This is a genomic window from Streptomyces sp. NPDC057697, assembly GCF_042799335.1.
GTDB lineage: Bacteria > Actinomycetota > Actinomycetes > Streptomycetales > Streptomycetaceae > Streptomyces.
Map to the genome: position 1 here is coordinate 598,073 of NZ_JBHVJA010000002.1, position 26,642 is coordinate 624,714.

Genomic DNA, 26,642 nt, shown 5'->3' on the forward strand with positions numbered 1-26,642 from the left:
GAACTTCGGGGTGCCGCCCGGACCAAGGGGGAGCCTGGATCACGGTTGCGCCGTTCCGGGCGGCTGCTGATAAGTGAACCGGTGGTCACGCTCAGTGGGTACGGTGGAAGGCAGTTGAAGCGGTATACGCGGTTTACAGCTCCAGGGCGGAGGCGATCGTGGCAGCGCAGCGAGAACCCAACTCCCGTCTGCGTGACGTCATTGCGGCGGTCGGCTGCACCTACGAGGCCCTCGCCAGAGACGTGCGGCGCATCGCCGCCGAGAGCGGGGAGATCCTCCAGACCAACAAGTCGGCCATCTCGCACTGGGTGAACGGCACCCGTGCCCCGTCCGGCCGGGTAGGCCAGTATCTGGCCGAGGCGCTGTCCCGCCGAGCGGGGCGCACGGTCACCCAGACCGAGATCGGCCTCCAGGCCAGCGATGACGAAGCGCCGGCGGAATCCGACCCTGTCCTCGCCGCCACCGACCTGGGCCGCGCCGATGTCGAGCGCCGCCGCTTCCTCGCCATCGCGGCCTTCACTACCGCCGGCGTCGCCATGCCGCTCGGATACGACCACGAAGCCACTGCCCGCATGCTCCGCGCCCGCACAGGCACGTCCGTGGTCGGGGCGGAGGACGTGGACGTCGTACGGCAGATCACGGCGGCCTTCAGCGCCGCCGACGAGCGCCTCGGCGGCGGGCACGGCCTGACCACCGTCACTGCGTACCTCGCCGACACAGCCGCCCCCATGCTGCGTGGACGCTTCCCCAGCGAAGCCTTACGTCGGGCCGCCTTCGGCGCCGTCGCCGAACTCGCCTACCTCGCAGGGTGGAAGCACCACGACCTCGGCCAGGAAGGCGCCGCCCAGCGCTACTACCAGGTCGGCTACAAGCTCGCCTGCGAAGCCGACCCCTACGGCCACGCCGCCTGGATGATGCGCGCCCTTGCCCACCAGGCCCTCAGCCTCAAACAGCCCCACCACTGCGTAGACCTCGTCGAAGGCGCCCTCCGCACGGGTCTCGGCCACGTCGACGGTCAGACCGAGGCTCTCCTCCACATCACCCACGCCCGCGCCTACGCCGCCACCGACGAGCACCCGTCGGCCGCACGTGCCCTGCTCGCTGCCGAGGACGCTCTCCTACGAGACGACGGCCCCCAGCCCAGCTACTTCCGCGTCAGTGGCCCCGCCGCCGGCACCGTGGCCAGCCACACCGCCCGCACCCTGACCGACCTCGCCGACCACATCGGCACCGAACAGCAGCACCGCGACGCCCTCACCCGCTGGGACCCCGAGAAGTACAAGCGCGTCCACGCCCTCACCCACGCAGATCTCGGCGACAGCCTCGCAGCCCAGGCCCGCGCCGACGAGGCCGTCGCCGCCTGGACCCAGGCCCTGGTCCTCATGGAGGGCATGACCTCCGACCGCACCCGCAAGGCGATCACGTCGATCCGCTCCACCCTGGCGCTCTACCAGCGCCGCAAAGTGCCCGGCGCCGCCGATCTCGCTCGCCGCGCCCGCGAGGCCCTCGCCTAACATGCCCAACAACCCGCCCGACGAAGGGAACACCGTGGCCCAGCACACCAACGACCAGCCGAAGGCCCTCACGCCGGCGCTCGAATCGATGACTCTGCTGGTCGCTGCCGTCATCGTCCACGACAAGGCCACCAACCGCGTCGTCCTCCTCCAGCGCAGCGAGAACGCGAAGTTTGCCCAGGGCATGTGGGACCTCCCGGTCGGCAAGAGCGAGCCGGGCGAGCCCATCACCGAAACCGCGGTCCGCGAGCTCTACGAGGAGACCGGCCTCACGGTGAAGCCCGAGTCCCTCAAGGTCGCCCACATCATCCACGGCGCCTGGGGCGTCGAAGCCCCCAACGGCTTCCTCACCGTCGTCTTCGCCGCCCACGAATGGACTGGCGAACCCGAAAACCGCGAACCCCGCAAGCACTCCCAGGTCCGCTGGGTCGACGCCTACTCCATCCCCGAGGCGTTCGTGGATACCACGGCCAGCGCCCTCCACCATTACCTGAATGACGGCTCGGAGGTCTCGCTGGACGGCTGGTCGGCAGCGTGAGCATCACGCTGCTCCACCTCATACCCAAGGACCCGCACTTTTCGCCTGTGCCGGCTGCGAGCGAGGCTGCGCAGGCCCGGCTCCAGCAGCTGGTTCCTGAGGCGTTGGGCGGTTACGACGTTTGGGACATCCCCGGCACAGCCTTCATCGATCCCGGGGAGAACAGGTGTGGTGTTCGGTGCCCCGTATGCGGCTCCGACATCGAAGACTGGTGGGGCAACGCGATGGACACGGCAGCCCTTCCGGACGGCTACTTCGATGCACTTGCCGTGACGATGCCCTGTTGCTCTGCCCAGACGGACCTGAACGCCCTCGACTACCTCTGGGCTGCGGGTTTTGCCAGGTACAGCCTCGTAACCACAGATCCAGAATACGAGCTGCCACTACCGTCAGCCAGCATCCGGGCGCTGGAGGACCTCCTAGGCGCGGACCTGCGACAGGTCATCGCCCGGTACTGACGTCAAGCGCTGGCTTCGCTATGCAGGGCCGCTCGGAGACAGGAGCTCGTAAGGCAGGTAATTGTCGTCCGGTACGCGCGGCACGTAGTCCGGGGCCGTGCGTGAGGCCACAGCCAGCAGGCGAGCGGCAGCCTCCTCCTCGGAGGTGGAGGCGAGCCCGAGGGCGTGCAGAAGGCGGTCGCGCTCGGCGTCGAAGTCCGGGTGGTCGGCCCGAAGGTCCGAGCCAAGCTCGCTGATCGCGAAGCCCTTCGCCAGGTCGCGCCACCAGCACCTCTCCTTCACCGAACGCGAGGAGATCGCGCTGCTCAACGCCCAGGGCGAACGCGTGCGCGAGATCGCACGCCGGCTGGGCAGAGACTCGTCGACCGTCTTGAGGAAGCTGCGGCGCAACGAGGCCACATGTGGCGGACACCTCAGCTACCGGGCTTCGATCGCGCAGTGGAAGGCGGAGCTGATGGCGCGGCGTCCGAAGACGCCGAATCCCGGCGCAGTGCGCTGATAGATTGTTACGCTCCACGCCAAGATCCATGGGGGAGGTTCGCTTGGAAGGCGCTCAGGCGCAATCGGCGGACTATGAACGCGTACTTGACGCAGTAACAGCCCCGGTGACCGAGGCCTATTACGCGCAGCGGGTTCAGTCGGGCTTCAACGCGCGGCTCAGGGCGCAGGCGGCACAGTCCACCATCACCCTGTTCGCCGGAGGCCTCTTTGCCGCCCTGACGTTCACGACCCTGGCGGATCGGGGCAAGCCGACCCAGGTTGCTGCGGTCATCGCGGTCGCGTTGTGGCTGATCGCGGCTCTGCTCTACATGAGCGCGGTCGCGTTGCCCGTGGTGGACGCCCCAGGGCCCGGCTTCGTCAAGACCCGTGAGGCACTGGTCAAAAGAGTCCTGGACAAGGCCAACCACGAAGCCCGGGAGATCGACAGACGTCAGGCGCGGGCCAACTGGGTCGCCACGTCGGCGGTTTTCATGAGCGTTGTCACGTTCGCCCTTGGGGTGCTGTTGGGGCCTGAGGAAGAATCCGTCGCGGGGACCGTCGTCGTCGACCCGTCCTATCGGACGACGCTGACCGCTCTGTGTGGCTCGAGGCTCGACCGTATTTCAGGCAAGGTCGTCAAGGGGTCGCTGACCGCACAGTTCATCGAGGTGAAGCCCGAGAAGGGCACGTGTGAGGGACAGGGTGATTCTCTACGGATCCCCCGGTCTGCGGTCAAGGGAGTGAGGTTGGGCGATGGCTGAGCGGGAAACCTCGGCACACATTCTTTGTGCGGGTCCCGTGCCCGGACCCACGGAGGCGTTCGATCGCACCGTGGAGGCTGTCGTCCAGGATCTGCGAAGCCTTCATGACTCGGGGAAGCATCTGGATGGACTGTTCGTCCTCGGCACCCGCGGGGAGCTGCCCGGGGGCGGATATCAGGCCGCCCGGGATCTGGTCGACACACTGATGCTGGAGTGCATGGGCCATGCGCCGAACGCCACGCCGGTGGTTCTCGCAGCCCCCGGATTGGGTGACCGCCGTACGGACGGGGCCGGGCGCCGGCCCCTGGTCCGCCGCGCTCTGACGGACATGTGGGACGGTTACGCCGACGACTTCTGGCGCGGTGACCTCGATGAGGAGGTGGCACAGCCGCTGAGGACCGATGTCTTCGGCGGGTTCGAAGAATGGCAGAGCCGCATTCGCCAGCCCGGTTCCTGGTTGCACACCGGCGTGCTGTCCGGTGATGCGGCATCGAGCATCGACCTGGAGAGCAAGCGCATCGGCCTGGTCACGGTCAACACGGTTTTCCGCATGGTCGCCGAGGATGCTCCGGTGGCCTTGGCAGGTTGCTACGACGAACAGCTGAACCGTGCGGTCGGCGCGGACTTCTCGGATTGGGCCGGGGACAAGGCGCTGACAGTCCTTCTCGCTGGCCACACGTGCTTTCTCCCCGATGTCTCTGGTATCTCCACGCCCGTGCTCGCCCTGGCCGGAGAGGGGGAGGCGGGCGGCGGCTGGCAGGTCGTGTCCCGGGCTCCTGGGCAGGTGCACCGGCTGCTGCGGGTGGACTTCCGTGACCAGGGCCTCGAAGTGGTGGATTTCGAAGCGAGTCGCCCCGTTCCCCTGCTGGCACGAGGTTCTTCCGCATCAGTGACCGCGCCCGTGCCGACGCACCGGGACCGCGCACCGGAGGAAACCGACGAAGCAGCGCTGATTAAGGACTTCTACCAGCAGGCTTCCACCGGGCGCATGGTGCTGGTGCTGGTTTCCGGACCCGAAGCCGACAGTGCGGTTCTGGGGACGGACGAGCTGAACGAACGGCTCGCCCGGCTGGTGTATGGCTCCACCCCTTCGCCTCTGCCGTCACTCGCGGAAACCTGGGACGCCGCCCGCGAGGAGCTGTCCGCAGGTCAACTCGAGCAGCAGGCCAAGGCGCTGCTATGCCCACCCGGCGCGAATCCTCGAGCGGCACATCGTGTGCTGAAGTCTCCGTGGTGGCGCATCTACGATTTCACGGGGTCCGACACCTTCGCCGTCGCTGTCGGTCGAAATCCGCAACTCGCCGACACCGTCGCCCTTGTCAACGGGACCCAGGAGGTGCCCGGGAAGAAGAAGAACGTCATCGAAGTCGTGTCCATGAACGGAAAGGTGGACGAGGCGGGGGGATACGACTTCGGGACGGTGTCGACGCAGGACAGCGATCCCCGCAACTTGTGGCGCCGGCAGTTCCAGACCGAGCTGCTCAATCGTCCGGTGCTGTTCATGGCACTCTCTCCCGACAGCCCGGCGCTGTGGGACACGATCGCGCTGACCGACAGACTGTCCGGATCCGGTGGCGGTTACCCGGGTTTCATCGTCACTCCCGCAGGCTCCGACGCCAACCGCCCCAGGCTACGACGCGCAGGACTGAGGCACATTCAGGAGGCTCCTTTCGATTTCGCGACCCGGAGACTGAACCCCGGTCACGGAGATCTGATTGAGGGAATGCGGTCGCTCTCGCAGTCGCACGCGGGCGAACGCAGGGGCACTGGAGCCGTGCAGGTGGCGTCTTTGATCGCGGATGCGCCGAAGGGAAGCCGTGCCTTTCTAGAGGGCAGTGAGCCCACGTGGGGCGACATCGTCCACAACGTCGCCGCCGACCTGTCGATGGTGGACGCGCTGGAGAAGGCGGCGCAGCGTGATCAGAGTGGCCGGGCACCCATTGTCCTGCTTAAGGGAAGCGCCGGCTCGGGCAAGACGACGGCACTGATGCAGTGTGCGTACCGCTTCCACGTGCGGGGCGAGAAGGTGTGCTGGGTGGACCGCGACGCCTCGGTGCCGCGCCGGACCATCGAGGACCAAGTTCTGGAACAGCACATCGGGGCCGTGTTCGTCGATGACGTCGACATGTTCGGCGGCCAGGCGGCGACGATGCTCAAGACCCTGAACAAGGGCGGCGAGACCGCGGTGGTCGCCGCCATCCGCACGACCCGTCACTCCGTTCTGGACGCCACGTTCGATCCCACCACCTTGCGATCCGACGAGCCTCTCACCGACGCGGATCTGAAGAACCTCATCAAGGCACTGAAGAAGCAGGGACTGCTGGGTGAGCTGAAGAAGCATCGATTGCCGCCCCAGCGTCTCAACGCGATGCGCACGATCTGCGAGCGGGGCCTGCTCGCAGCGATGATCAAGGTGGTGACCGGCAAGGACTTCGAGGAGAAGGTCCGCAGCGAGTTCCAGCAGTTGGGTGACGAGGAGCGGGCGGCGTACGCTACCGTCTGCCTCTTCGAATCTGCGCTCGTCTACAAGCAGCGCGGCATCGACGAAGAAGATCTGCTGTTGATCATCGCCGGCGGCGAGGCGCCCACACGCAGCCTCCGCGAGGCCGTCTCGGGACTTGTCGGGATGGGGATACTCATGCGGTCTGGTGACGGCCGAGTCCGGTGCCGGCAGCGCGCCATCGCGGACACCGTGGTGGATTCGGTGCTCAGGAACAATGTCGAGCGACTGTCCTCGGTGGTGGAGTTTTTGCTCGTCTTCTACGCGGCGAGGGCATGCAACATCCAGGACAACGATCATCCCCTGCGCAGAGCGATGATCAAGCTGCTTAGTCATTCACTGATGAACGACCTGAAGCTCCCGGTCCAATCTGTGCGGAATATCTACGACAGGGTGCTCCCCTCACTTCAGGACGATCGGCACTACTGGCTGCAGCGGGGGCAGTTTGAGCTGGAGAACGGAGATCTCGGCATCGCCCGCAACCACTTGCTGAGTGCCAAGGGATGTGACGGAGGGGAGCAGGACACCTTCGTGCGAACCACCAGTAGCGCGATCGACCTGAAGGCGGCGGCCAAGGCGCCACGCAAACCCGATCTCGAAAAGGCAGCCGTCAATGCTGTCCAGGAGCTCTACGCCGTCACTCGCGAACGCGGCGGAGACGCTCCACACAGTTACACGATCTTGGCCCGCGAAGGCAGCAGATGGCTGGAGGCGTGTGCCGAGACCCTCGATTCTCAGGCGTTCCTGGATAATCAGACTTTGATTCTCCAGATTATCGTGGAAGGTAAGAGGTTCTGTCGCGGAAACCACCAGTTCATGTCCGTCGCTGATACCTACGAGCCGTTCCTCAAGAAGCTTCAGCCACGGGGACCCGGAATTCCGGTTTAAGTCGTTCGTCGTCACGGCTGTCAGCTGTCTCCCTGAGCCCTCGATTACGTAGCCGTAGCCGATCTCCTCGGGGTGCTGGGACGGCATCGGTCACCTCTCCGGGTGCAGGTCGGTACGGTCGATCCAGTTGGGGGCGACGAAGATGTTGCTGCCGGCGGGGGCTTCGGAGGCTTCCAGTAGGGACCAGGTGCGGGACTCCTCGACCAGGTGCTCCCAGGGCGCGGTCCAGTCGAGTTCCCAGTTCAGGTCGGGGCCGGAGACGCCGTACGTGCGGCCGGCGTCCACTCGCCAGAACTGGGAGTAGAGGATCACCTGGGCGTGGTCGGCCAGGTCGTTGATGATCTCGGTGAAGTGGGTCGAGGGCCAGCCAGGGGCGTCGTCCGCGGTGGAGGCTCGTAGGCGCGTGCTGAGCGGTGGGACGACAGGGGTGCGGGCGCCGAGTTCGGTCAGAGCCCAGCGGATGCCTTCCGGCTCGCTCCAGTCCGGTGGCGTCGCCCGTTCCAGGCAGGCGTGATAGGCGCGGCGCACGGGCTCGACCGCGCCGTCGATCTTCAGGCTCGCCAGGGCCATCGCCGCCCATTCGCGGACGGTCGGGTTGTCGCTGTCTAGCAGGCCGATGAGAGCGGGGCCGCAACGGGGATCGCCCACCTCCTCGAAGACCTCGATGGCGGTCAGCTGACCGAAGCCGCCGAGGGAAGGCAGGCCGTTGATGACGGCGGGTATGGCGTCGGCGCCGATCCAGATCAGCTCCGCGCGGGCGTCGTAGGACTCCTCGGCCTTGCCGTCGAGCTGCTGGACGATTGTCTCGATGTTGGAGGTCATGACGCGGAGTGATCCCGGCGCCAGAAAGTGGGGAGCCACCAGCAGAGAACCGAGCTGTCGTCGGGCCACGGGGCGCGGTCCTCGGCCGCCCAGTCCTCGAAGGAGTCGCGTGTCAGATCGATGGGGCGCCAGGCGGGGTCGAGCGGCTCGTCTTCGGCCGGCGGGCGGACGAACCGGCGGCCGTGCTCGTCGCAGGCGCCGAAGTCCTGGTAGTTCCGCTGGGCCTCGATCAAGGAGACCTTGTTCGCGCCGCCGCCCATGGTCGGCCAGCGGAACTGGACCCCGTCGTCCTCCCAGAAGCAGACGGGGGTAGATCTCGTACGAGCCGGGCATCTCGCCCAGCACGCGGTGCCCGCAGCATGGGCAGGGGTAGCGGTCGCTCACCCGGGCAGTCTCCTTGCCGGTCCCGCTGGTGCGCCATGGATTTCTCGGCCTCCGCCCGCCCGGCCAGTCCGCAGCCAGTCCGCAGGACACCCGTAAACGGCCGTCGGAAGCCAACGCGTGCCAACACAGAAGTCCCAGGTCAGAGCCCTGGAGGGGGCTCCGTCGCAGGTCAGGATCAGGCCGCAGACATTCCGCTTCAACGTGTAGCGGGTGTGACCTGCTGTCATGTGCTGATCCGGCAATCAGGCCGGTCAGAAGGGGTTCGACTCTTCGGAGCCGAGCCCCTGGTCCTTTTCGTGCCGGGTTCGCGTCCGGCCGTCGGCACGGCTGCTGTGTTGGGTCTCGGCCCCTGTATCCCGCGAGGGACGCGTGGCAGGACTTGGCGGGCCCGCGTCCGTGCTCACTCATGGTGATGCTGGGTTCGGAAGGGAAAGGCCCCCGCCCCGGTATCCGATGGCGGGGAGCCACAGCGAGTCGATCCCACCCGCCGAATCAGTTCTCGTCCTTCTCCTCGTTGTACTCGGCCCCGGCGTGGGGTGCGGCGGGCCGATGTGTGCTGTGCGAGGTGTCCCAGAAGTACGGAGGCGCTGCGTTGTCCTCGCCCGGCTCCCACCGGTCTCGGTTCCGTTCGCTCGTGTCGCGCTGCTCAGTTTCGGGCGTGAGTGTGTCGGGGTCGGTGAACGGCGGGTCCTCGGAAGCGGGGGGACGCGGCGGCCGGGGCCCCGTTTCGGCCCCCTCGCCCGACGGCCTTCCCTCAGCTCCCTCGTCCCCGTCGGGCGCTGGGAGAAGGTTCCGACCGATCTCCTCTGCGGCCTCGTCCAGTCCGGCGGCTTCCAGGCTCCGCATCACACGGTGCACGAACACCGTGTACTCATCCATGTCCGGTTTCAGACCCACCGCTGTGAGCAACAGAAGCAGCCGATCTGTAACCCCTACTTCCTCCTCGCGGTCGAATGCCCCTCCGCCCGGGTCGTCCGTTCCCCACAGAGGGTCTCCGGAGCGCACGTCCGCAGGCGGAACGAGCAGGTGCCGGAAGATCTCGGGCACCTCTTGGTCCTTGGCCGCCGCTGCGATCCGGGCGAGCGGACCGATCATGTCGACTGCCTTTTCGATGTCGTCCTCGTGACGGGCTAGCCACCAGACCACGGCACTGCCCGTGCTCTTGAGTACGTCTTCACCGAGGTAGCTTCGCTTGTTGCGCTCGTGCTGACGCTCGTACTCCCAAATTTCCTCGTCCTTGCGAAGATCGTTCAACTTGCGCAGCCGGTCGCGGTCGGCGGGGGCGAGGGTCAGCGTCACATCAGCCGCCAGGGCTCTCACCCGTCCGCTCCGGTCCGGGAGCGGGGCGCCCAACTCCCCGTCCAGGAGATACCGTGCGAAACTCGCCCGGCCGGGCTCCTCCCGGCGGACGATTTCCAGGGCCCGACTGACGACCGAGGAAACGGCGAGGGCTGGGAAGGCGCCGTCGGACCAGTTGGCGTGCTCGGGGACCGGCTTCCACCACACGGTGGCGGAGAAGAGGAAGTCGTAGCCGTCCGCCGCGCTCGGCAGCGCCGCGTCGACCACTCGCGTCTCCTGGTACGGCTGCTCGGTCGGCGCTGTCGGCGGCTCGGGTTCTGCGGGCTCGTACGAATCGGCCGACGCGAAGCCACCGCTGAGGACGGTCATCACGAGCAGCAGGGAGCCCGAGGCCGTGACCATGGACATGAAACCCCACAGCCAGACCGACCAGTGCAGGAGATTTCCCAGGACAGCCGGTGCCAGGCCGCAGAGAGCGACGAACAGCAGGCTGGGAGAACGGTGTTTCATCGTGCCTCTTCCGCGGTCCGTGGTCCGGCGCCCGCACGCTCCGTGTTTTCCGTGCGGGCGTACTGTGCGTGGTCGATGTGCTGCCAGAAGACGGTGGCGACGGCCGCCCGGGACGGGTGGCGCGAGGCCCCTGCCCAACTACAGGCGATGGCGTAGAGGCGGTGGAGCGCGGTCGTGCGGCCGTGTGCCGCCCCGACCATCACGCCGAGCGCCATTTCTTGTGATCTGTCGCCTGCCACGGCGCTCAGCCAGCTACTCACCAGTGGGTTCCAGAGCGCCGTCGCCGGTTGCGAGAAGACCGCCTCCCAGCCCAGGAACAGGTCTGGCCACGGTGGTGGCTCCGGTGCCCGATCGCTTCCCAACAGCTCTGTGAGCAGTCGGAGATGAGGCTCGGCCTCGCGTGGCTCCTGAGACGCCCGGTCCCGCAGGCGGTCGATCAGCAGCCGGTAGAACCGGCGGTCGCGGCCGACGAGGCCGAAAAGCGCCTCCCGGGCCCCGCGCGCTGCCTCCCCCTTCCGTATCGCGAGGTAATGGAGTCGCACAATTGCCTGATCCGGGTGGGTGGCGCTGAGGTTCTGGAGGCAGGCGGTGGTCAGGACGCGGACCAGACCGTCCGACGAAGAGCCGGACCTTGCGCATTCGTAAACCCGCCTGCGGAACCACCCTCCGAACCTTTCGTGGCTGAGACCGAGTTCGAGGGCCGCCACTGCTCGAGGGTCGCAGGATGCCCCTGTAACACTGTCCGCCCAGCGGACTGCAAGGCTGAAGAGGTGGTCGGGTCGCCCGACAGCCAGGGACCGCTCTCCGAAGCGGACGACGACGTTCACTCGGTCGTCGATGGTCAGGCCGCGGAGTCCGGCGGAGTGGCCGATCCAGCGCTTGAGGTCGCCGCGTATCCCGGGAAAGTTCGCCCAGAAGTACGCCCGTACCGCGTCGGCATAGGCCAGTCGCCCGAAGCGGAGCCGTCCGTCCGGACTCCGCTCGATCCCGAGCGAGGTCAATCGCTCCCCGAAGTCCGTCCGTGCGAGTTCGGTCGTCACCTCTTCCTCTTGTCTCACGGTTCTCATCAGCCCGTGCCACGCTTCGTAGACCGTGTCGGCGTGTGCTTCCTCGAACACCGCAGTCGCGAGCAACAGGGCTCGCTCGGGCGCGGTGCGGACCGTGGCCACCTGTCGGCCCACCTCGCCGGCACGGTCGGTCACTGCGTGCATCGCCTGGTCGAGCCACCCCGTGAAGTCGGTGCCGAACCGGCCGCTGTCGCGCGCGCTCCTCACCAGTCTCGTGAGCCGTGCCAGTTCCCGCATGGGGGAGTGGTCGCACAAGCGCTGCAGATCGGGGCCTGCCAGGTCTGCAGGGCGGAAGACCATCCGGGCCATGCGTAGATGACGGGTGACGACGGCGAGCCCCCGGGGACGCCTCAGCGCCACCGTAAGTGGTTCGAGCTCCGGCGCGTGGGCGTGGTCCATGCCCGATGGCACGACAACGACCAGATGAGCCCCCGCTTCCTGGATCTGCGATCGGCGTACGACCAAATGGCGCTGGGCCGTGGTGTACGCCTCTTCGTCGGCGATCCTGGAGAGATCGAGGAGGAAGCGGTCCCCGTTACCGGGGGCGAGAGGGACTTCGTCCTTGTCTCCAGCGGGAAGCTCTTCGAACCGGGTCTCCTCGTCGGTGTTCCCATCGTCACCGAGCCGGTGCAGCAGCATGATTGCTGCCGCGCGGCGGCCGCTGCCGGGCGGAGCCTCCAGCAGCACCACCGATCCGGGCTTTTCCAAACGGTCGGCCGCGACGCGGTAGCCCACCGGTGGAACGAACCGGTCGGCCAGACGTACCCGGTCCTCGCGGACGACTCGGAGGGACTCGACCCTTTTGTGGACCAGCCGATCCGCTCCGACGCCGTAGAAGACGTACTGGGGCCCCACGCCATTGTTCACCGGGCCACGTGGATCGTTGACGGTAACGCGGTCCTGCTCGGTCATCGCCCGTTGTCCGAACTGCGGCGCTCACGCTCGAAACGCTGGTGGGTCGTGGCGCTGTTGTCGCCTGCGGTGAACTGGACCCCGGTGTTGTCACCCTGGAAGTGGGGTGCGTTGTACTGGCTGCCTCGGCCTGTGTTCACTGGCCCCTGCGGCTCGTTGACGAAGGTGCCGAGGTCACCGTTGAGATTCCCGATACCGCCGCGTACGCGCTGCTCGATGTCGCGCGTACGCATCCTGGTGTGTCCCGCACCCTTGGCCGATTTTTTGCAGGACTTCTCCTCGGTACGTTCCCGTGCGGCACGGGCGTCCTGATCCACCGCACCCAGATCGGGCAGCAGCCGGGCGAGAGCGTCGCCGAGTGCGGCCAGGTCCGACTCGGAGTTGCGGTGGTCGAATCGCTTGTACTGGCAGTCAGCCAGTTCCTGCATGTCCTCTGGGAGGACGGTGCGGTCGATTCGTGTTGTTTTCCCTACAAGCACGGGAATTACCAGGATCCCGCGGTCGAGCGCGGCCTGGATTTCACGCCGGGTCCAGTCCTGCTCGGCATCGAGGGCGGGACGGCCGTCAGCCCCTTGCACCCCCGTCCAGCGCGGCCCGATCACAGCGAGGAGGGCCTCGCATTCCTCCACCGCCCTGACCAGTTCGGCCGGGAAGCGGTGTCCGGGCTCGATCGAGTTGCTGGCGAAGAAGATCCGTTCGCGGCCGAATCGTCGGGCGAGCTCCCGAGCGATCATGGTCGCCGCGGATTCCTCGTCGCCGGTGCGGTAGTTGACGAAGACATCGGGCATGACGGGTTCCCTTTTTCGTGAGAGGAAGACGGAAGAGGTGCGGATGGATGTGAGCGAGGAGGCCGCGAAACGGCGCTTCGAGGCTCGCTCCGTCCGCGTGACGGCATGGCACATCCGCAGAAGGGCATACGAAACGGAGGCGCACTGCCCTACACATCACTGGCATCACCGGCCGCGGGCAGCCCGAAGCAGCCGAGGGTGCGATGGGAAACGCGGGGTGGGAATCAGAAGGTCCGGCCGGGGACCGGGGGACGGGAGAGGCCGGGTGGTTCGGCGAGCCGGGCAGCTCGACCCGGTGCCGGTCGCGGAGGCAGTGTCAGCCGTGCGCAGGGGCGAGCACCCGCGCCAGCGCCGGTTGCAGATCGTGTACCGCTCGGCTGCTCCGGAACCGGGAGAGCTCCCGCGCGAGGCGCCGGACGTCGCTGTTCACCGTCGCGGAGGGCGCGGCCGACATCACCCCCATGAGCTCCTCCGCGATCGTGCACGCGTGCTCGACCTCTCCTGAGGCGGCGTGGGCCAAGGCCCTGCGGAAGCCGTACCGGGCGCGGGTCCGCAGCGCATCCGGCGGGAGACGGCGGCACTCCCGGTCGAGAACCTCGGCGGCAGACTTGGGGCGACCGAGGTCGTACAGGCACCAGCCTGTCGTCATCGCGGCCGGATCGCTCACATGGGTGGTGCCGATTACCGGCTCGGCGCCACTCCGGGCGTCGTCGTCGGCGAGTAATTCCCGCGCCCTGTCGAGGCTGTGGAAACAGTCGTGTTCATCGCCGACGAGCGCGTGCCCCTGTGCCTCCCGCTGAGCGGCGAGCCCTCGGATGCGCGGTGGGAGTTCGTCGCTCTGAGCCTGACGGGCCAGAGCGACGGTGTCCGCGGCGTTGCCGGCGTAGAACGTGACCAGGGCGCGGCGCACGAGTGCGTAGGAACCGAGGTACTGATCGCCCCCAGCGAGGGCCAGTTCGGCGGCCTCGCTTGTCCAGCCGAGCGCTGCTCCGCTGTCTCCGGCCTCCTGGGCCATCCAGCCGGTGAATTCCGCGAACCGCGACGCGAGCAGGAGAGCGGGGGCCCGCGTGGCGGACGGAGCGCCGACAGCCAGCCCGGCAACCGTGCGCGTCTGCGTCTCCAGCAAGGGAAGCAGGACTGTGGGCGTGGTGGACTGGCCGAGCTTTCGTAGCTGGTCGAACTGAGCGTGGAAGGAGGGAATGAGGGGGTCGGCGCCACGGGATGCCTGACCGCCCAGTTTCAGACCGATGTCGATCAGTGCCCCCGTGCCGGCCGAGAGGACAGCCCGGCGTCCGACGAGCCAGGAGTTCGAGGTGGCAGCGCTTTCTGTGGACTCCGAATTGGTCTCGGGACGAGCGACCAGACGCTGAAGTTCGCCGTTCGCGCCGAGAAAGGCGTCGCATCGCTGGGCCAGTTCAGGGGAGGCGGGCCGCCTCCCACGCTCAACCTTGCTGAGGTGACCTTTGTCGTAGTTGAGTGCTATGGAGAACTCGGTCAGAGTAAGGCCCGCTTCCTGCCGTAATCGGCGAAGTTCTGGTCCAAAACGTTCTGTCGTACTCATCATTGACCTCCCTGGAGCGGCACCTGTGAGAGCCGGGCGCTCCACAGGGAACCTGCGTACGACGATCAACCCACCGACATGAAGGCCAGTAGTGAACACCTGTCGTGACTGAGTCGTTGCACTTTGTGTTCGAGGGTGAGTTTGGCATGGCGTGCACCTCGGGGATCGGGGTTCGGTGGGGTTGCCCGTTGCCTCTTCTGTTCTTCGCCGTTCTGGTGACACCGCTCTTCGTGGAAGAAGTCGGTGTGGATCATGACGAACCGGTTGATGGCGACAATGGGTGAGGCGTGGTCGACGGAGTCGTGGAGAGTGGCGGAGCGGTGCGCGGCCATCTGTGACGGTTGGGCCCGCCGTGGCGGGGCCTGTGCCCCGCGAGTGCCATGACCGGCCCCCTTTTCTGGGGCGCCCCGTGCCCGGACGTATGTCGCTTCGGCTGTAGCGGCGGCCTGTCGGTCCCCGCCTGTATGGCGAAGGCGCTAATCTTCATGTTAGTAACAATATTGTTAGTTACATGGATGGAGGTTGATGGACGTGGTGGACTTCGTAGGTCGTCGCCAGGAACTGGTCGTCCTGGAGCGAGAGCTACAGAAGGTGGCGGCAGGGGTTGGCGGAGAGCGGTCCGGCCGGTGCGTGATGTTGCGAGGGCGGCGCCGGGTGGGCAAGTCGCGGCTGGTCGAGCGGTTTGCGGAGCGTTCCGGAGCCCCGTTCCTGTTCTACGCGGCGACTGGTGCGTCCCCCCGGGACGATCTGGCGCGGTTGGCCCGCGACGCCCAGGCCTCGACGCTGCCGTTGGCAGGGCTGGTGGCCGCCGCCCGGCCGGGGAACTGGGATGCCGCGTTCGACGTGCTGGCCGCAGCATTGCCTACTGACCGTGTGAGTGTGCTGGTCATTGATGAGGTGCCGTACCTGATGGATGCAGATGGCGCTTTTGAGGGGATGCTGCAACGGGCCTGGGACCGGGTGCTGGAGACCAAGCCGGTGCTGCTGGTCCTGATCGGCTCCGATCTGTCGATGATGGAGGCCTTGAACAGCTACGGGCGGCCCTTTCACCAGCGCGGTCGGGAGATGGTGCTGGGGCCGCTGAACCCTGCCGAGGTCGGGCGGATGCTGGGGTTGGATCCGGCGGAAGCCTTCGATGCCGCAATGATCACCGGCGGGCTGCCGTTGATCTGTGCGGAGTGGCCGCAGGGCGCAGGGGTGTGGGACTTCCTCGGTGAGGCCTTGAGCGACCCGGTCTCGGCCCTGCTGGTGTCGGCCGAGCGCTCCCTGGCTGCCGAATTCCCTCCGCAGGCTCAGGCGCGTTCGGTGCTGGCTGCCATCGGCAATGGTGAGCGGACCTTCACCAACATCGCCCGCGCGGCCGGTGGAATCGGGGCCACGCCGCTGCAGCGAGCGCTGGGTCTTCTCACGGACAAGAGGATCGTGGCTGCGGAACTGCCCGTATCGCTGCGTCCGTCGAAGGATCGCCGTTACCGGGTGACAGATCCCTACCTGAGGTTCTGGCTGCACCTGCTCGGCCCCTTCATGGAAGAGATCGAGCGGGGGCGGGGCGATCTGACCCTGGCGCGCATCCGGGAGAACTGGACCAGTTGGCGTGGCAGGGCCGTCGAACCCCTTGTCAGGGAGGCTCTGGCACGGATACTGCCCGACGGGCAACTAACTTCTGCCCCCGCGGTAGGGGGCTACTGGACCCGTACCAACGATGTCGAGATCGATATCGTCGGGGCGGACCGCGCCCCCGTTGCGAAGGAACTGTTCTTCGTCGGCTCCATCAAATGGCTGGAGCAGTCGGCCTTCGACCGGCACGACCTGGTAGCTCTCCACCGACACCGGGCCGCCCTCACTGGCGAACCTGTTCCAGTTGTGGCAATCTCGCGCAGCGGAGTCGACTGTCCGGGGCTCGACGCCACCTACGGCCCTGTCGATCTGCTGGCTGCCTGGCCGCTGTGAGTAGCGGATCCAGGCGGGGGGAATTGGGAACGCGATCGGGCCGAAGACGTTGCGAGGAGTTCCGAGGGTCCTGGCCGGCGCTGTGGATGGTGGGGACAGTGCCCTGGGCATTCGCCCATTCCGTCGGCCCGCCGGCGTCGATCGTGACGCCTTGCGCCGGATTGGGCGGCGTTTGTCGATGATCTGGCTGATCCCGCGCTCTGCCCACTCCGGGGAACCGTGCAGCACCTCCTCGTGATGGCTTGCTTACCGCGCCGGGCGATCACGGTGGGGTACCGTCCCGGCCAGGTCGCTCCACGACCTCGGCGAGGTGTGGCCGGACACTGCGAAGCGACTCCGTGCGCGGTTGGCTGAGCCATGGATCCAAGGATGCCGAGCGTTTCGGGCGTACACACAGGCCCGGATGCCTGGCCGGCCGAAATGGCTCGCCGACTCCGTACCAGGCGGTTTCCAGAAGTCTGCGGGGTCGGCCGGACTCCGTCTGCCCGGCAGTGCCCACGGGCCGTGTCGTGGTGTGTTCCGTGATCGTCTGTCTGCACTAATCCGGCGCGCGCGCCGGGCGGGGCGCCGGGAGGCTGTGGGCATGTGGGCTCCCGGCAGTATCCCGGCGGGAGACGAAAGCGGAAGACGGAGAAGGTTTTTCCTGTGCGTCTGTACCGAATAGCGCTGTGGGCCACCGTTCCCATGGTGTTTCCCCTGATGGCGGCACCTGCCGGAGTAGCGACGGCGCACGCCGTCCATGACCGGGCCCCCGAAGGGCCCCCTTCCCTGTGGCGGCCCGGAGCGGGCGGGCGGGCGGTTGTGCCGGTGGCCGCCGGGCGGCCGTTTCCCGCGCTCGGGGCGGCCTCGATGGCTCTGCCGAGCTTGGCTCCCCGGCCCGCGATCGTGACGCGGGCGCAGTGGCAGGCCGACGAGAGCAAGCGTGACCCGTACGCCCACTACGCGGGCGGGGTCAGGGCGGTCTTCGTCCATCACACCGACACCCCCAACGGCTACGACTGCGCCGACGTCCCCCGTACCCTGCGTGATCTGTACACCGGGCAGACCCGGGACCGGGGTTGGGGCGACTTCGGCTACAACTTCCTCGTCGACCGGTGCGGCACCATCTACGAGGGGCGGGCCGGCGGTGCCGACCGGCCCGTGGTCGGTGCCCACACCCTCGGGTTCAACCAGGGCACCACCGGGATCGCGGCCATCGGGACCTTCGGGCCGGGGACGCCGGTGCCGGTCGCCATGGAGCGTGCCATCGCGGCCCTCGCCGCCTGGAAGCTCGGGCTGGGTGGGGTCGACCCGGGCGGCAAGGTGGGGCTCACGTCCACGAACGGCAACAGCCGGTACGCCAAGGGCACATCGGCCCAGTTCGACGCCATATCCGGGCACCGCGACGGCTTCGCCACCAACTGTCCCGGGGAGGCGCTGTTCGCCCGGCTCCCCGCCATCCGGAAGCTTGCCGCGAGTCTTCAGGGCAGGTCGCCGCGCATCTCCTCCGGGGCCCACCTCGCCGCAGGGCCGGGGACCGCCCGGAAGACGGGGCGTTGACGAGCCCTCAGGGCGATATGCGATATGCGGAAGCGGTCCGTCGTGGGGCGTGGGGCACCGGCCGGGGGGCGTGTTTCTCGGAGTGGGCGGGCCGTGGACAATCGCGGCCATGAGCGAAGAGTCGATACGGAACTACCTGGCCTCGGTCGAGAGCCGACTGGCGGCCGACGGCTGCGCCCCGCGCTGGGAGGACTGGTACGGAGTCCCGGTTCTCGTCGGCCGACGGGCCGACTTCCGGATGCGCTGGGCGGCCACCAATCTGCATCTGTTCACCGTGGCCGCCGCCGTGCCCGAGGTCACCGTGCCCGTCATCGACGCGTTCACCACGCAGGTGCTCGCGTACGCCAAGAAGAACAAGGGGGGTCTGCCCGTGGGGATGCAGACGGGCGTCGCGGCCTTCCCCCTGCTGGTCAGTGACCGGGTCGATCCGGCCGCGATCGCGTGGGCGGAGGAGAAGCAGCGCAATCAGTTCGCCTGTTTCGCGCGCCCGGTCGTCGTCGACGGCGCGCGCGGCCATGTCGGTCTCTACCGGGGGAAGCCGGCCCTGGGGCGGGCCTATGCCGCGCATCTGATCGAGAAGGGCGCCCGTTACTTTTCCCCGCAGGGGTAGGGGGGCGTAGCCCGTGGCCCCTGACCCGTAGCTCGTGGCTCGTGGCTCGTGGCTCGTAGCGCGTGGTCCGTGGTGCGGGGGCGTGCGTTTCTTGGCCGTGCTGTCCCGGTCATGACTGCTGGATCAGCAACTCCCGTACGCCCGTCGGCTTCTGTGCGTCGTTGGACGTGACCGTCAGTCGTACCAGCCTGGCCACCGCCCCCGCCCGGTACGGCTGCCAGCGCGTGCCGTCGGGCGAGGTTTCCAGGTGGTACGAGGCCGGGTGGGTGTCCGTCCACTCCGGTTCGATCGAGGTCACCGCGGCCGCGCGCCCCAGGTCCACCGTCAGTGCGCCCGTCACGCCGTCCGGGGACCAGGCGGTGGCCTCGCTGCCGTCCACCGCGGCGGCCGCGTACAGGCCGGGGGACTCCGAGGTCGCCGTCACGGGGCGGCAGCGGGCCGCGTCGGTGGTCGCCGCGAGGTCGGGGCGGCGGGTGGGGAGGGTGAGCGTGCGGGTGAGCAGGCGGGGGCCGGCGGGGGAGTGGACGGTGAAGGGGGCGCCCGAGGTCAGCCGGACCGAGGTCGTCCGGGGGCCGATCGCCAGGTCGTACGTGCGGCCCCGGTAGCGCAGGCCCGTCAGTGTGACGCCGCTGCCCAGTTGCGGCGGCAGCATCGGATCGAGGCGTACCCCGTCCTCCCGCAGCCGCAGGCCCGTCAGGCCGTGCGTGAAGACCTGGAGGAAGCCGCCCTTCCCGGTGAGGAAGTCCTCCGCGGGGGAGCCCGACAAGGGGTCCTGCGCACCGGCCTTCGCGCCGCGCGCCTCGCTGAACAGGGCGTACGGGCCGCGCATGAACGGGCGCACGGAACGCTGGAGATAGGTGTACGTCGCGCAGCCGGGCTCTCCGATCGCGGCCGCGTCGATCGCGTGGACCGAGTCGGTCATGGCGGGGCCGTCCGGGTCGGTGCGCGCCGCGTAGTAGTCGAGCGTGGTCGCGGCGGCGCCCGGCTCCATCGGCCACTCCAGCGGATAGATCAGCAGCACCGTGTCCGCCTGCTTGATCGTCGAGCCGTCGTAGCCCGCGTACTGGAGGAAGAGTTCGCGCGCCGGGTCGTACGGGATGCGCAGGCCGTCCGCGACCCGCTGCCACTCGGCCGGAGCGGGGTGCCCGAGCAGCCGCGCCGCCCGGGTGGCGTTGTGCAGGGCGGTAGCGGCGACCGCGTTGGTGAACACCCCGTCGTCGACGCCGTTGCTGTACTCGTCGGGGCCCGCGACCTCCTTCAGCGAGTAGCCGCCCCCGGCGTCGGCGGTGGCCCGCGACACCCAGAAGTCGGCGATGCCCCGGAGCAGCGGCCAGCCGTGGCCGGACAGCCAGTCGCGGTCACCGGTGGCCAGGTAGTACTGCCAGACGGCCAGCGACACATCGCCCTGGAGGTGGATCTGGGTGACGCAGTGCGGGGGGTTCCAGCTCTGGCACTCGGACCACAGGTCCCCTCCGCTCGCGCTCGTCCACGGATAGAACAGGCCCTGGAACCCCAGCTTCCGGGCGTTGGCGCGGGCGGCTTCGCGGGTGCGGTAGCGGTACTCGACGACTGGGCGGGCCAGTTCGGGGCGGGTGGCCAGCAGCCCCGGATACATCCAGGTCTCGGCGTCCCAGAACACCATGCCGGCGTAGTTGTCACTGGTCAGACCGGCCGGTGCGATGCTGTCGCGGGATCCCGTCCGGGTCGAGGCCAGCAGTCCGTACTGGGCCGCCCGCAGCCACTTCTGGAGGTCGGGGCTGTCCGGTACGGAGATGTCGGCCGCCCAGGCCCGCCGCCAGGCCGCCGCGTTCGCCGCGAGGACCCCGGACCAGCCGCGCCGGGCCGCGCGCCGGGAGGCGTCACGGGCGGCGGCGCGCGGGGCGGGGGAGGTGAGCGCGGTGTCGATGCCGACGTACTTCTCGAAGGTGTACGTACGCCCGTCGCGCACCCGGAGCGTGCTCCGCGCCGCGATCGGCGCTCCGGTGCCCGAGGCTCCGGCGCGCACGGTCTGGACGATCGCGCCCGCGATCCCGGTGCCCCGGGTGCGGAACGTACCGTCCTCGTCGAGATCGATCCGGCGTGCGCCCCTCGGGTCGAGGCGGCCGGTGACGGTCGCGGCGCCGTTCCAGTGCGGTGTCATGCGCAGGCGTACGGCTCCGGTGTGCACGTCGGACCGGTCGGCGAGCACCTCGTACGTCAGGTCGGTCGCGCGCCCGTCGGCCGTGGTCCACCGCAGCGACGTACGCACCACTCCGCAGTGCAGGAAGAGCGTCTGGCGGTAGTGCGAGATCCGGCCGCGGGGGGTGTCGGAGCCGTAGGTCTCGTCGCCGACGCGTACGTCGAGGTTGGTCCAGCTCGGCAGCGCGGCGATCACCTCGCGGTCGGCGGCGAGGTCCTTGTCGCGCCCGAACAGGCCGGAGACGAACGCGCCGTCGTAGCGCGGGGTGAACAGCGGCCAGCCGGTCTTCTCGCCCGTCGAGGCGTATCCGGCGCCCGCGGGGGGCACCCGGTGGCCCAGGTAGCCATTGCCGGTGTAGGGGTCGTAGCCGGCCGCCTCGCCGTACCGGGTGGACGTCGGAGCCCAGGCGGGGTCGGCGTCCGGGCCGCAGGCGGCGTCCGCCGTGGACGGAGGCGCCGCCGCGTACGAGACGGGCGCCTCCGGCGTGATCAGCGTGCCCGCGACCAGAAGGGCGAGGGACGTGAGGGAAGCGAGAGCTGCGAGGGACGTGAGGAGACGGGCGCGCGAGAGGCTCACCGTACGAAGGTAGGAAGCGCGCGGCGTGCGGTGGTGCGCGGCGCGCGGGGTGAACGGCTGATGAGGCGGCGAGCGCCGGTGGTGCGCTCCCTCAGGCGCGTGCCGGTTCGGGGTGGTCCGCGTGGCGGTGGTCCGCCTGGCGGTCCGCGTGGTGGTGGGGGTGCTCTGCCTGATGTGTTCCGGTTGGGTTCGGGGTGTGCGTGCTGATGTGTTTCGGTCGTGCTCGGGGTGTGCGTGGCGGATGCCGGGTGGGGCGGGGCGGTGCTGGTCCCGTCCGTTCGTCAGGGTGCCGGGCCCGTTCTTCAGGGTGCCGAGCCGGGCCGTCAGGGTGCCAGGCCGGTTTTGAGGCCCGCGCCGCACAGGGGGACGACGATGCTTTGGTCCGTCCGGTCACCGACCGCGGCCCAGCAGGCGACGCCCGTCGTCTCCACGTAGAACCCACGGGCGGCCAGATCCCGCTGCGCGGCGCGGATCCGGTCCTCGGTCACCGTGAGGAAGGTGCCGCCCGATTCCCGGACGGCGGCCAGGACGGCTCGGGCGCGCGGTGGGCGGGGGATGGCGATGCCCTCGGCGAGGGTGGTGGCGGCGGGGCCGTCCGGGGCGTCGAGGAGGTCGTCGGCGCCCGCGCGGAAGGCGGCGGCCAGGGGGGAGACGGCCTCGGCCTGCACGGCGATCAGCGCGGGGCGCCGGGCGATCAGCCCCTGGGCGTGCAGCTCGGCGGTGGCGAGGGCCGCGCCGAGGAGCAGGGTTCCGTTGCCGACCGGCACGGCGAGGGCGTCCGGGAGGCGGCCGCCGAGGTCCTCCCACAGCTCGTACACATAGGTCTTCGTGCCGTGCAGGAAGTACGGGTTGAAGACGTGCGAGGCGTAGAAGGTGCCGGGGGCGTCGGCGGCGGTACGGGCGGCGGCCGCGGTCGCCTCGCGGTCGCCGGGGACGATTTCCAGCCGGGCGCCGTGGGCCCGGATCTGCTCGGTCTTCTTCGGGGAGGTCCCTTCGGGGACGTACACCGTGCAGGGGAGCGAGGCGCGGGCGCAGTACGCGGCGACGGCCGTCCCGGCGTTGCCGCTGCTGTCCGCGACGACGCGTTCGGGCGACAGCCGGCGGGCCAGCTCCGCGAGCATCACCGCGCCGCGGTCCTTGAAGGAGAGCGTAGGCATCAGGAAGTCGAGCTTGGCCGAGACCGTTCCGGTGAGCGGGACGAGCGGGGTGCGGCCCTCGCCGAGCGTGGTCGTGGGGGCGGAGAGGGGCAGCACCTCCTCGTAACGCCACAGTGAATTGACCCGACCGGCCAGGGAGTCGAGCGAGAGCGGGCCCGCGGCTTCGAACGCGAGGTCCCAGGGGCCGCGGCAGACCGGGCAGCACCAGGTGAGAGCGGTGACGTCGGCGCGGGTGCCGTCCTGCGGGCAGAGGTATGCGGGCATGCCCGTCAGCATGTCAGGCGTGTGACCGCTCCATGGCGAAGGTATTGCGGAGCCCAGGGCACCCTTGTGCGATTCCCAAGAATCGGTCAATCTTTCGCTGTCGGCAGGGCCTTGGGCGATGTGGAATCCGCGGCAATGGATTGTCATGCTCATGGCATTCACGTTTCTGTGCCGCCCCGTCCCGCGCCGTCTCGACCGCATGTGAACCCCCACCGGAGCACCGCAATCGAGGAGGACCCCCCACATGTCAGTGATGCGTCACACCCCCCACGCACGCCGAAGAATCGCCGCGGTGAGTGTCATGGCCGGTGCGGCCCTCGCGCTCTCGGGCGCGGCGGTGTTCCCGGCCTCGGCGTCCGCGCCGACGGCGGAAGGGCTGATCCAGAACGCGGGCGCCCCGGGCACCATCAGCGGCAGCTACATCGTCACGCTCGACGAGTCGGCGGCCGAGGCGGGGTCCGCGAAGGGCAGGGCGCTCGCCGAGGAGTACGGCGCCAGGATCAAGCAGACCTACCGCGCCGCCGTCAACGGCTACGCGGTGGAGCTCTCGGAGAGCCAGGCGAAGAAGTTCGCCGCCGACCCGGCCGTCGAGTCCGTGGTGCAGAACCGGACCTTCCGGGTCACCGGCACCCAGCCCTCACCGCCCTCCTGGGGGCTCGACCGGATCGACCAGAAGTCCCTCCCGCTGAACCAGAGTTACACCTACCCCGACCACGGCGGCGCGGGCGTGACCGCGTACATCATCGACACCGGTGTGCGGATCACCCACAGCGACTTCGGCGGCCGGGCCTCGTACGGCTACGACGCCATCGACAACGACAACACCGCGCAGGACGGCTACGGCCACGGCACCCATGTGGCGGGAACGGTCGCCGGTTCGGCGTACGGAGTGGCCAAGAAGGCGAAGATCGTCGCCGTCCGGGTCCTCGACAACAGCGGCTCCGGTACGACCGCGCAGGTCGTCGCGGGCATCGACTGGGTGACGGCGAACGCCGTCAAGCCCGCGGTGGCCAACATGAGCCTGGGCGGCGGGGCGGACTCGGTGCTCGACGCCGCCGTGCGCAAGTCCATCGCGTCCGGCATCACCTACGCCGTCGCGGCGGGCAACGAGTCGACCAACGCCTCCACGAAGTCCCCGGCCCGGGTCACCGAGGCCATCACGGTCGGCTCCACCACCAGCACCGACGCGCGCTCCAGCTTCTCCAACTACGGCAGCGTGGTGGACATCTTCGGCCCCGGCTCGTCGATCACCTCGGCCTGGAACACCGGCGACAGCGCCACCAACACCATCTCCGGTACGTCGATGGCGACCCCGCACGTGGCGGGTGCCGCGGCCCTGTACCTGGCCGACCACCCGAGCGACAGCCCGGCGCAGGTCTCCGCCGGACTGGTCGCCACGGCCAGCACCGGAGTGGTGACCAACCCGGGCACGGGCTCGCCCAACCGTCTGCTGAACATAGGCGGCGGCTCCACCACCCCGCCGGGCGGCAAGAAGTTCGAGAGCACGACGGGCTACGCCATCGGTGACAACTCCACCGTCGAATCGCCGCTCACCGTCACCGGTGTCACCGGCAACGCGCCGGCCGCGCTGAGCGTGCCCGTGAACATCACGCACACCTACAGCGGCGACCTGAAGATCGACCTGGTCGCGCCCGACGGTTCGGTCTACAACCTGAAGGCGTACGGGACCGGCGGCAGCACCGACGACGTGAACACCACCTACACGGTGAACGCCTCGTCCGAGGTGGCCGACGGCACCTGGAAGCTGCGGGTCGGCGACAACGCGGCGGGGGACACCGGGAAGATCAACTCATGGGGTCTGCAGTTCTGATGACGAGGGTTCCGGCCGTGCCGGGTGCCTGATGCGCGAGTGCGGCGCGCCTGATGCGTGAGTGCGGCGTGCGTGAGGCACGTGTGATGTGTGCGTGAGCACGAGTGAGCACGCGTGATGTGTGTGTGAGCACGCGTGATGTGTGCGTGACGCTTCGGACGTGGTGGGGCGGCTGCTTCGGCGGCCGCCCCCTTCGTGTGTGCCGCCCCCTTCGTGTGTGTGGTCGAACAAGGTTGCGGTGAACCGGAGGTGGGGAGGAGGAGTGAGAAGAGCTGAGATCCCTCTGGTGGGCGACGGTCGGGTATGCATAGGGCAGGGCGAATCATCACTTCGAGTGAATCTTTGGCCTGTACTTGCGGTTCACAACCGACGGTTGTCAGTCTGTTGCAGACTGTCAACCTGTTGGGAGTGGCCTGTGACTTTCGGTGAGCAGCCCGCGTATTTGCGCGTTGCAAGCGATCTGAGAGAGAAGATCGTCAACGGTTTGCTGCCGCCGCATACGCGCCTGCCTTCGCAGGCCCGTATCCGCGAGGAGTACGGGGTCTCGGACACCGTCGCGCTGGAGGCGCGCAAGGTGCTGATGGCCGAGGGGCTGGTGGAGGGGCGATCCGGCTCCGGCACGTATGTGCGCGAGCGCCCCGTCCCGCGGCGGATCGCCCGGTCCGGCTACCGGGCCGCGACCGGCGCCAGCCCGTTCCGCCAGGAGCAGACGGCGGAAGGGGTGCATGGGACCTGGGAGTCGCGCAGCGAGCAGGAAGGGGCGAGTGCCGAGATCGCCGAGCGGCTGGGCATCGAGCCGGGCGACCGGGTGATGCGGACGCGGTACACCTTCCGTGAGGCCGGGGAACCGATGATGCTCTCCACCTCCTGGGAGCCGCTCGCCGTGACCGGGCGGACGCCGGTGATGCTGCCGGAGGAGGGACCGCTCGGCGGCTGCGGGGTGGTCGACCGGATGGCCGCGATCGACGTCGTCGTGGACAACGTGGCCGAGCAGGTCGGCGCGCGCCCGGGGCTGGCGGAGGAGCTCCTGGCGCTCGGCGGGGTGCCGGGGCATGTGGTGATGGTCATCGAGCGGACGTACTACGCCTCGGGCCGCGCCGTCGAGACGGCGGACGTGGTCGTGCCCGCCGACCGCTTCCGGGTGGCCTACCACCTTCCGGTCAGGTGACCGGTGGGGGGCGGGAGCGCGGCTCGGGGCCGGCGTCGGTGGCCGGGTGGGTCTCGGCGTGCGTCGGCGCGGGTGTCGGTGGCGGGGTTCTGGTTCCCGGCGGGCTGACACCCGGCCGGTTGCTCTGACCGGCGGGGCGTCGTCGGCCGCTACGGCTTGTCATGTCCCGCTCCTGCCGTGCGGTCCCTGGTCGTAGGGCGTTCCGAGCTCGTTCGTTGCGCACCTCGTTGCTGACCGTTCGTCGTGCACCGTCGTCGTGCACCGTCGTCGTGCACCGTTCGTTGCTCACTGCTCACTGCTCACTGCTCACCGCTCGCGGCGGTGGGTGTCGCCATCGCTGTCGCGTGGTGCATGGGGGCGCATCCAGTCGGGTGCGCCCCTTCTTGTCGCCAGATTCGGTATCTCTTTGTGTAATTACGTATCCGTTGAGTGAAGGTCAGGCGTACGCTCAGGCATATGCGTACTGCGGTTTCCTGGGGATCTTTAGCGACGTGCACGATGTTCGAGGGAGGGGCTCGATGCGGGGGAGGGACACGATGAGTGACAGCAGTGCCGCTCTCCCGTGGCTGGTCATAAGGCAGGACGACAACGGCAATCGCTATCGCGTGGGCAGATACGCCACGGAGGGCGAGGCCCGGAGGATCGCCGACAAGCTCGAAGCGCATGGACACAAGCAGCTCTACTGGGTGGAGCGGGTCGAGCGGAGCGCCCGGCCCTAGGACAGCCGCGCGGAGCGCGGCGGTCGGTCGTCGCGCTCCGGCGCGCGACCGTACGCCTTCGTCGGCCCGGCTGTCCGTTCTTGCCCGCCTGCCGCCTGCCGCCTGTCGCCTGCCCCGCGCTGCCTGTCGTGCGCTGCTCGTTGCCCGCTCCGGTCTGTTTCCGTGTG

Annotated in this window: 19 protein-coding genes and 1 pseudogene; 12 read left to right on the forward strand and 8 right to left on the reverse strand. The window is 68.8% G+C overall.

Translation table 11 applies throughout. The features are described from left to right. Window positions 1–158 precede the first annotated feature (158 nt). The 6 genes and pseudogenes from ACFVFH_RS07705 to ACFVFH_RS07730 all read left to right on the forward strand — a co-directional run bounded on the left by ACFVFH_RS07705 (window position 159) and on the right by ACFVFH_RS07730 (window position 7,139). Window positions 159–1,514 carry a tetratricopeptide repeat protein gene (locus ACFVFH_RS07705; protein WP_383764812.1) on the forward strand — a complete coding sequence of 452 codons (1,356 nt, stop codon included), beginning with the start codon at window positions 159–161 and terminating at the stop codon, window positions 1,512–1,514. A gap of 1 nt (window position 1,515) precedes the next feature. Then, window positions 1,516–2,052 (forward strand): NUDIX domain-containing protein, encoded by a 537-nt coding sequence (locus ACFVFH_RS07710; protein WP_383764814.1) that lies wholly within the window; start codon window positions 1,516–1,518, stop codon window positions 2,050–2,052. Then, on the forward strand, window positions 2,049–2,510 hold the full coding sequence (locus ACFVFH_RS07715; protein WP_383764817.1) for a hypothetical protein: 462 nt from the start codon (window positions 2,049–2,051) through the stop codon (window positions 2,508–2,510). Before ACFVFH_RS07710 ends, ACFVFH_RS07715 begins: the two co-directional genes overlap by 4 nt. A 232-nt stretch (window positions 2,511–2,742) precedes the next feature. Further along, window positions 2,743–2,982, forward strand: a pseudogene (locus ACFVFH_RS07720) (helix-turn-helix domain-containing protein); the annotation flags it as partial. A gap of 133 nt (window positions 2,983–3,115) precedes the next feature. Next, window positions 3,116–3,751, forward strand: a complete 636-nt coding sequence (locus ACFVFH_RS07725) for a hypothetical protein (protein ID WP_383764819.1) — start codon at window positions 3,116–3,118, stop codon at window positions 3,749–3,751. Between the two features lie 70 nt (window positions 3,752–3,821). Further along, window positions 3,822–7,139, forward strand: coding sequence for a hypothetical protein (locus tag ACFVFH_RS07730; protein ID WP_383764822.1), 3,318 nt, complete (start codon window positions 3,822–3,824; stop codon window positions 7,137–7,139). Between the two features lie 90 nt (window positions 7,140–7,229). Here the strand turns inward: ACFVFH_RS07730 and ACFVFH_RS07735 are convergent, their stop codons facing one another. The 6 genes from ACFVFH_RS07735 to ACFVFH_RS07760 all read right to left on the reverse strand — a co-directional run bounded on the left by ACFVFH_RS07735 (window position 7,230) and on the right by ACFVFH_RS07760 (window position 14,485). Then, complete coding sequence (locus ACFVFH_RS07735; protein ID WP_383764824.1) at window positions 7,230–7,961, reverse strand: HEAT repeat domain-containing protein; 732 nt, start codon at window positions 7,959–7,961, stop codon at window positions 7,230–7,232. Then, on the reverse strand, window positions 7,958–8,221 hold the full coding sequence (locus ACFVFH_RS07740; protein WP_383764827.1) for a CPCC family cysteine-rich protein: 264 nt from the start codon (window positions 8,219–8,221) through the stop codon (window positions 7,958–7,960). Before ACFVFH_RS07740 ends, ACFVFH_RS07735 begins: the two co-directional genes overlap by 4 nt. Window positions 8,222–8,837: 616 nt before the next feature. Next, window positions 8,838–10,013 carry a hypothetical protein gene (locus ACFVFH_RS07745; RefSeq protein WP_383764829.1) on the reverse strand — a complete coding sequence of 392 codons (1,176 nt, stop codon included), beginning with the start codon at window positions 10,011–10,013 and terminating at the stop codon, window positions 8,838–8,840. A 137-nt stretch (window positions 10,014–10,150) separates the two neighbouring features. Next, the gene (locus ACFVFH_RS07750) at window positions 10,151–12,133 is read right to left on the reverse strand and encodes a hypothetical protein (RefSeq protein WP_383764832.1); all 1,983 of its coding nucleotides are present in this window, start codon (window positions 12,131–12,133) and stop codon (window positions 10,151–10,153) included. Next, on the reverse strand, window positions 12,130–12,921 hold the full coding sequence (locus ACFVFH_RS07755) for a toll/interleukin-1 receptor domain-containing protein (RefSeq protein ID WP_383764835.1): 792 nt from the start codon (window positions 12,919–12,921) through the stop codon (window positions 12,130–12,132). Before ACFVFH_RS07755 ends, ACFVFH_RS07750 begins: the two co-directional genes overlap by 4 nt. A gap of 316 nt (window positions 12,922–13,237) precedes the next feature. After that, window positions 13,238–14,485 (reverse strand): helix-turn-helix domain-containing protein, encoded by a 1,248-nt coding sequence (locus tag ACFVFH_RS07760; RefSeq protein WP_383764838.1) that lies wholly within the window; start codon window positions 14,483–14,485, stop codon window positions 13,238–13,240. A gap of 528 nt (window positions 14,486–15,013) precedes the next feature. Here ACFVFH_RS07760 and ACFVFH_RS07765 point away from each other — a divergent pair. The 3 genes from ACFVFH_RS07765 (at window position 15,014) to ACFVFH_RS07775 (ending at window position 18,581) form a co-directional block, all read left to right on the forward strand. Further along, entirely contained in the window at window positions 15,014–16,432 is a 1,419-nt protein-coding gene (locus tag ACFVFH_RS07765) for an ATP-binding protein (protein ID WP_383765576.1), read from the forward strand. Between the two features lie 849 nt (window positions 16,433–17,281). Beyond that, window positions 17,282–17,971: a peptidoglycan recognition protein gene (locus ACFVFH_RS07770; protein ID WP_383764840.1), complete on the forward strand. Its 690-nt coding sequence runs from the start codon at window positions 17,282–17,284 to the stop codon at window positions 17,969–17,971. Between the two features lie 109 nt (window positions 17,972–18,080). Then, the gene (locus ACFVFH_RS07775) at window positions 18,081–18,581 is read left to right on the forward strand and encodes a levansucrase (RefSeq protein ID WP_383764841.1); all 501 of its coding nucleotides are present in this window, start codon (window positions 18,081–18,083) and stop codon (window positions 18,579–18,581) included. A 109-nt stretch (window positions 18,582–18,690) separates the two neighbouring features. Here the strand turns inward: ACFVFH_RS07775 and ACFVFH_RS07780 are convergent, their stop codons facing one another. Further along, entirely contained in the window at window positions 18,691–21,336 is a 2,646-nt protein-coding gene (locus ACFVFH_RS07780; protein WP_383764844.1) for a discoidin domain-containing protein, read from the reverse strand. 323 nt (window positions 21,337–21,659) lie between these two features. After that, complete coding sequence (locus ACFVFH_RS07785; protein ID WP_383764846.1) at window positions 21,660–22,757, reverse strand: threonine synthase; 1,098 nt, start codon at window positions 22,755–22,757, stop codon at window positions 21,660–21,662. A gap of 244 nt (window positions 22,758–23,001) precedes the next feature. On the opposite strand from ACFVFH_RS07785, the gene ACFVFH_RS07790 reads away from it, so the two are divergent. The 3 genes from ACFVFH_RS07790 (at window position 23,002) to ACFVFH_RS07800 (ending at window position 26,475) form a co-directional block, all read left to right on the forward strand. Continuing rightward, the gene (locus ACFVFH_RS07790) at window positions 23,002–24,588 is read left to right on the forward strand and encodes a S8 family serine peptidase (protein ID WP_383764849.1); all 1,587 of its coding nucleotides are present in this window, start codon (window positions 23,002–23,004) and stop codon (window positions 24,586–24,588) included. Window positions 24,589–25,003: 415 nt separating this feature from the next. Then, on the forward strand, window positions 25,004–25,756 hold the full coding sequence (locus tag ACFVFH_RS07795) for a GntR family transcriptional regulator (protein ID WP_383764851.1): 753 nt from the start codon (window positions 25,004–25,006) through the stop codon (window positions 25,754–25,756). Between the two features lie 536 nt (window positions 25,757–26,292). Next, entirely contained in the window at window positions 26,293–26,475 is a 183-nt protein-coding gene (locus ACFVFH_RS07800; RefSeq protein ID WP_383764854.1) for an SPOR domain-containing protein, read from the forward strand. The last annotated feature ends 167 nt before the right edge of the window (window positions 26,476–26,642 follow it).